This is a genomic window from Sphingobacteriales bacterium (assembly GCA_012517435.1).
GTDB lineage: Bacteria > Bacteroidota > Bacteroidia > CAILMK01 > JAAYUY01 > JAAYUY01.
In genome coordinates this window covers 1-6,699 of record JAAYUY010000134.1, presented here as the reverse complement: position 1 = coordinate 6,699, position 6,699 = coordinate 1, and the positions used below count along the sequence as shown (strand labels likewise).

The 6,699-nt window shown below is 39.7% G+C and carries 7 protein-coding genes; all 7 read right to left on the bottom strand.

Annotated elements, in window-relative coordinates; all coding sequences use genetic code 11:
* Nucleotides 1-586, bottom strand: a 586-nt coding sequence (locus tag GX437_07765; GenBank protein ID NLJ07549.1) for a glycosyltransferase, incomplete at its 3' end; no start/stop codon positions are given.
* Nucleotides 587-589: 3 nt separating this feature from the next.
* Nucleotides 590-1,171, bottom strand: coding sequence for an acyltransferase (locus GX437_07760; protein NLJ07548.1), 582 nt, complete (start codon nucleotides 1,169-1,171; stop codon nucleotides 590-592).
* Nucleotides 1,172-1,202: 31 nt separating this feature from the next.
* Entirely contained in the window at nucleotides 1,203-2,417 is a 1,215-nt protein-coding gene (locus tag GX437_07755) for a glycosyltransferase family 1 protein (GenBank protein NLJ07547.1), read from the bottom strand.
* Nucleotides 2,418-2,660: 243 nt separating this feature from the next.
* Entirely contained in the window at nucleotides 2,661-3,857 is a 1,197-nt protein-coding gene (locus GX437_07750; GenBank protein ID NLJ07546.1) for a glycosyltransferase family 2 protein, read from the bottom strand.
* Nucleotides 3,851-4,738, bottom strand: coding sequence for a glycosyltransferase family 2 protein (locus GX437_07745; protein NLJ07545.1), 888 nt, complete (start codon nucleotides 4,736-4,738; stop codon nucleotides 3,851-3,853). Before GX437_07745 ends, GX437_07750 begins: the two co-directional genes overlap by 7 nt.
* Before the next feature lie 7 nt (nucleotides 4,739-4,745).
* A complete protein-coding gene (locus tag GX437_07740; protein ID NLJ07544.1) occupies nucleotides 4,746-6,203 on the bottom strand; it encodes an O-antigen ligase family protein in 1,458 nt (485 codons plus the stop codon).
* A 20-nt stretch (nucleotides 6,204-6,223) separates the two neighbouring features.
* Nucleotides 6,224-6,699, bottom strand: a 476-nt coding sequence (locus GX437_07735) for a hypothetical protein (protein ID NLJ07543.1), incomplete at its 5' end; no start/stop codon positions are given.

Genomic DNA, 6,699 nt, shown 5'->3' with positions numbered 1-6,699 from the left:
AATATAAGCGGTCGTCCATTTTTTTCAGGAAAGATTCATATTTCCAGTAAAGCCCTTCACCGCTGCCGGCTGCTCCTGTTTTGTTTGCAATACGTTTCTCTCCGGCTACACAGCCGGTTTTTTCATCGCGGAAACGTAAAACGATTTCCCTGATTGCATTTTCAGATAGTTGTGTATTGGCATCCGAAAATATGACAATGGGTGTTTTAACGTGTTTCATCCCCCTGTTCATGGCTTCTATCTTCCCTTTTCGCTCAGGTTCATATAGCACCTGAATTTCAGGGTAAGAAAGCAGCTTTTCATACGTGCCGTCATCTGAGCCGTCTGCGACAAAAAGGATATGCAGTTTTTCTTTCGGATAGTTTAACGACAGGCTGTTCCTGATTTTTTCATCAACATAATCCACTTCGTTGTAAGCAGGAATGAATAATGTTACATCAGGCTCATATTCAGTATTTTCTGTTGATTTTTCCCTTGAAAATATTCTTTTAAAAGCAATCAGAATTATTAATAACAATCCATAGCCCAGATAAGTATAAAAGACAATGAAAAGCAGTATCCAGAAGAAGATTTTCAGGCTAATCATACATTACTCTGCTTTTTCCCATTTCTGAGTGTGGGTGTTGTAGGTTTTCAATATTCTGGCTGGATTTCCGCCAACAACCGAAAACGGAGGAACATCACGGGTTACCACGCTTCCGCCTGCAACCACACTATGCTTTCCGACTCTGACACCGGCTGTGATGACTGCATTGGCACCTATCCAGCAATCATCTTCAATGACGATTTTTGCTGTCGTAACAGGTTGATTGCGTATGGGTTGCGTAATGTCTTCATATTGATGATTCAATCCTGACAATACCACATGCTGGGCAGTCATCACATTGTTCCCGATTTCAACAGGGCCGATGATAATATTGGAAATCCCGATAAAAGTATTATTCCCGATAACAACATCGCCTACACCATTATTGACCACGGTGTAGCTTTCTATGACAGAATAATGGCCAAGAATAAATTTGTTAAATGGCAGCGTATCAAGCCTTGCCCTGCACTTGACAAGGCTTTTTTCCCCTCTTTGATGAAAAAACCTGTTTAGAGTCAGTCTGACCCAAAGCCTTGGCCTCGACCCCTGTGAAGAAATCAGAAGCCAAAGTAAGAATTTTTTCATTTTTGACCTGCTTTCAAGATAATTCTGAATTTTATTCTTCATGCTGTAAATTTATGCCTTTTTCTTTGGAAATCAGATTGATATACTTGTATATTTCGTTCACATTGTTTTCCCAGCTATGACTGAAACCAGTTGCTTTTCTTTTTTTTCTCAACTGATCGTTATCTTCTTCAAGGGCTTTTTCAATCAATCTTACAAAATCTTCCTTGTTATCAGCCAGATAAACTACCTCACGGAAATAATCCATAGCTTCAGTTCTGGTAGCAACAACGGCTTTTCCCATTGCCAGATATTCATCAATTTTTCTCGGATAATTGCCAATAGTAATATCATTAACTATCTGTGGATTGATGGCCACATCAAAAGCCTTAACCCATGCCGGAACATCTTTCAGGTCAATTTTACCGATAAAATAAACATTATCAAGCTGGTGCAGAATGGATTGCTGAAATTTTTCATCCTCAGGGCCAATCAATACAATGCTCCATTCGGGGTGGGAGCGGGCAATATATCCGATGAGCTCAATTTCAAGCCTTAATGTCCACAGTGTTCCGATATAGCCGATAACAGGCCTTTTTATTTTCTTTGCCTCATCAGGAATCTGAATGAGATTTTTCGTTTCATCAAAAGCACTGACATCGCAACCTTGTCCGACCATATAGGAATGAGGGTTGTATTTTCGTCCATAGGCTGCATAATATTCGCTGTTGCAGGCAACCAGGTCTGCTTTGGCAATAACTTTCGGCTCTGTTTTCAGTCCATGCTTTGCCCAAAACGGCACTTTCATCATGTTGTCGCGCATGTAATAAACATAAAAGACCGGCCTGAGCAACTCTTTCAGATGAAGCCCGAGAAACATGGAAGTGTCGTTGAAAAGAATATCATTCCTGAAGTGAAGTTTTTTCAAAACTTTTTTGATGTCGCGGCAAAACAACCAGGCATTGATAAAATTAAAAATACTGAAAATCAATCCTTTAGGTAGCCAATTAATTGAAAACAGGACTGTCGGGGTATAAAGCAGATAAAAGTTGTCATTTACTTTTACCAGCCCTTTTTCAGGACTTTTACTTATCTCCAGCCTTTTCCGGGCATTTTCATTATTTTTAGTGGCAGTATTGAGCGGATAAAACACATAGATAACACGGTTTTGCTTCGAGAATTCCCATGCCAGATCCTGACAATTACTCCGGATAGGTAATTCCCAGTGAATAATACCGGTTACTATAATATCTTTTCCTTGAATCAAAACAGATTTTCAAGCTTTTGCAGAGGTTCGAAAATAGAGATTTGACCGTAAACTACAAAAATTCAGGATTGGAAAATGATAAGGTGTAGTAAACAAATGTTATAGAGTGAGAGAAAGATGAATACTGCTGCTTATGGGGTTCAGGTTCTGTAACAGCCAAGACATGGTGAAGATTGAAAATTGAATGGTTTAATCATATCCGGGTGAAAAACTGGTCTAAACTAAATTTCAATTATGTCCATTTTAATCCATCCCCGCCCCAGTATGCCCCGTGTGTAAAAATCCTTTTTTGGCCTTACCGGAAAAGATAATGGCTTTCAGCATCAGAATAAAGGCAAGCGGAAGTGAGATCAGGGCTTTAATGGTTTGGATATTATAAAATTTCTTAGGCGTTGACAATAAGATGGTTAGGAGGGAGGCAAGGAAGGTTGTTCCCCAGAGCGAAAGCCAGAGAGAAGTAGGAAAGAAAAGATTAAGGATAAACATAAGGAAAGGTACGGCAAGCAAAATTACACGGGGAGGCAGTGCTGTTGAAAACGAACGAAAGGCCAGACCTCGTTTGTTTTTTTTGAAAAATGCAGGAAAGGATTTCATAAAGTATAGCCTGAAAAAATAAATCTGAGAGTAAATCCAGCGGGTGCGTTGTCGCCCGAAAGCCTGATGATTCTGTACTTTTTCATCATAGACGTATGCATCTTCAAGATAATCAATGTCGTAGCCATTTTCAAGCAGCATAAATTCTATTTCCTTGTCTTCGAAAGAAGTTTTGGCGGTTGAGATCAATTGCTGAAATAATTTCCAGGGAAAAGCCATTCCCGAACCGATTAAGATGGCAGGTAATCCCAATATACGATGAGCTTTCCTGAATAAATGATTGTTTACTTCCTCACTGATGGCATCCAGAACAGCAAAATTTGTATTCATATTTTTAGCCACCCTGTGAGCCTGAATAACCCGGCAGCCGCTTTGAAAAGCATCATTTATTTTCAGGAGAAAATCCGGTTCAGTCTGATTATCAGCATCCAGGACAATGGCAATATCATAATGATTCCCTTTCAGATGCTGCATGGTTTCGGTCAATGCTTTTGCTTTTGAGCTTTGATTCAAATTGAGTTCAACGACAATAGCTTGGGTTTCTGACAATTGCTGCAGAGTTTCAGGTTGAAGATGATCAGCAGCAATGATGACATCATACAAATCACCCGGGTAATTAAGTTTCAATGCATGCCTGACCGTGTGGAGGATGACTGCATCTTCCCGGTAAGCAGGAATAAGAACCGCTATTTTATTCAGTTTTGAGGCTTTTGGAAAATGTTTTCTGTAGCTGAAATTTCCGGCAATGGCAAAAACAAGAAAATACAAGGCTGAAAAGAGAAAATACAGCAATAATATCAACTGGATAAAATCAGGAACACTATGTAATGAAATGGTGATCAGCATAGTTTCTGTTTTAACAATCCATAAGCGTTTAAAAGGCTTTTCATGTTTTCCTTTTCTCCTTTAACAAGAAAGATAATCATGTTTTTAACCAAAGCAACAGAAAAAAGGTAGATTAAACCGGTCAGAACCTGCAATGGTTTAAAGTGTTTTCTGAGCAATCTTATTCGGTTCCGGTTCATGTAATAGGTCTTCAGCGGGCTGTTTCTGCCCGTACTGACCGATTCCTTATGATAAACGACCGACTGAGGTTCATACCAGATGGTAAAACCAGCTTTTTTAATTCGTATAGCCCAATCCAGCTCTTCATAATACAGAAAGAAACTTTCATCCATTGTGCCGGCTGCTTCAATGACTTTTCCGGGAACCAGCATGGCGGCACCATGAGCATAGGCTGTAGGGCAGGCTTTGTCGAAATTACCATTGTCAGTTTGTCCGGCTCCAATGGTTTTATTTCTCATGGTCATCGGGTTAAGGGCGGTATAACCTGCATATTGTATGGTTTTCTTATCATGAAAGAAAATAATTTTCGGGCTGACCATGCCAACATCGGGAGAGCTGACTGCCCTTTCAACCAGTGGTTCGAGAAATCCCTTTTCTACTTCAGTATCATTATTGATAAACAGCAGATATTCCCCTGTTGATTCTTTTATGGCAAGATTGTTACCTCCGGCAAATCCTTTGTTTTCCCTGCTGACAATGAGTTTTATATCCGGATATTGTGTTACAAATTCAGCAGGATAGGCGAGGGAGCCATTGTCAACCACCAGCACTTCAAAATTGGGATAAGTAATTGAAAATATTGATTTTAGAAACTCAAGCGTAGTAAGGTTTTGCCTGAAATTGACCGTAATGATGGAGACCTTTGGATAGTTTTTTAACATACTTAAATCAGGACGTTAATTGTTTTTGGTTCAGTTCGTTTTCAAGTTCCTGAGCACCGAAAATAAATGCAATGCTGAAATAAGTCAGGAAAGAGGTAGGTATCTGGCCGATCACATTGTTACCGTAGCTGGCAACTGCCACACCCGCAAGTCCTGCCATCAAGGCAATCATTTTTGTGATATTTTCCTCATTTTTAAGCCGGAACATGATGATATAGCTCCCTTTGGCAAGTATGTAGATGAGAATGGAGAGGTAGAGTATGAGTCCGATAATTCCTTCTTCCGCCCAGATCTGAACATACCAGCTGTCGGTGGCAATTCTGGCAAGGGGAGAATCCACCCCGTAATGTTGTCCCCAGTAACCAGCCATTCCCACACCCCCGCCAAAGGGTTTGTCACGGAGGTATTGTTTGAAAAGGCGTTGATTTTCAATACGAACCTGAAGTGAGGCATCATTGGGGTCGAAAGCTGTACGCATGCGGTAGATAAAATAATTTTGGTTTCCTATGTAGGTAAATTTCAGAAATCCGAAAGCCATTGCCGATAAAAACAAGGCGAGCAGAGCCATGCGAATATTTTTCCTCAGAATAACATAGGCTAAAGCTGCAATATAAGGCACAAACACGGCCCCTCTGGTTCCGGAAAGTATCATACCGTACAGACCTGAAAGTCCCATCAATGCATAAAAGAATTTAAGTCTCTTGTTTTTGACTGCTGTCATCATGATAAATCCTATCACAGCCGCATGTCCCTGTGCGGCACCAAACTGTCCGGCATCTGTATAAAAAGAAAATGCTCTCAGGTGATTGTTGACAAAATGAGTTAAATAACCGACTTCATTAAACCAGATTTGTTCATACTGATCCAGCCCGATGTATATCTGTAAAGCGGCTTTAATAGTCCCCAGAATGCTGAAAATGCCCCAGATAATCAAAATAATGTTAAATGTCCGGTTGTTGACAATTAACATGGAGGCAAGTGGTAAAGCCAGCAAAAGATACAAAGCGATGGGCCTGACAACGGCAAACCATGCTCCCGCATAAGCCGTATAGGGATTAAATAATTGTAAAATATTGTACAGCATCCAAAACACGGATAACAGAAGTAAGTCAATTTTTATTAAATGGTGCTTGTTTTTAAAGATTTTTCCGTTGAAAAGACAGGCAATATAAGTTAATACGAGAAGAGCGTCAATGATTAAACCAAGCTTGTTTTCTCCGGGCAGATAACGTGAAATCCCAGGAATAATAAAGGAAAAAATCACTATCGTAATGAGGCCTAAAGAAGGATTTTGAACAATATAAAAGAAATAGACTACAATTAGCGGAATGCTTATCAGTAAAAGAATAAGCGGAATGGAAATCTTTGAGAAAAAATATGCTGTAATGGCTAAAACAATCAACAAGGCAAAAAGCACCAATGGCGAACGGATGTATTCAGATACTGTCTTTTTGTTGTAAATCATTCTCTTTTCAATTTTTTATGTCATGCACTGTTTGAATGCAGGTACTTTTTGAAGTAATAGCGGTAAAACTGATAACCATAGGAAAGAATTTTGGAAAATTCAATTTTTGCGGTTGATTTGGTGAAAAATAAGCCTGAAACTGCTCCAATGATGAGAAAAGCCAGAGTAACCCATGCCACCATCTCAAGTTTCTGGAAAACAAATACGGCAATTAAATCTCCGATGACATTGGCTGTAACCATGAAGATAATTTTATAAAAATTCAGGTCGGGACGGTTCAGGCTGTCGAGGGCAATACCGGTAAAACGGTCGAGTGGAGTTAAGAGGCCGAAAATGGTGAATATTCTGAAAATAATGGCTCCGCTTTCATATTCCTTCCCGCCAATAATAATCATGATTTCTTTGGCAAAGATAAAACCCAGTATCATGATAGGCACAAAAAGGAGGCTCAATGCACCTGAGTAGGTATAAAACTGTTTCCTGAACTCATCCATTT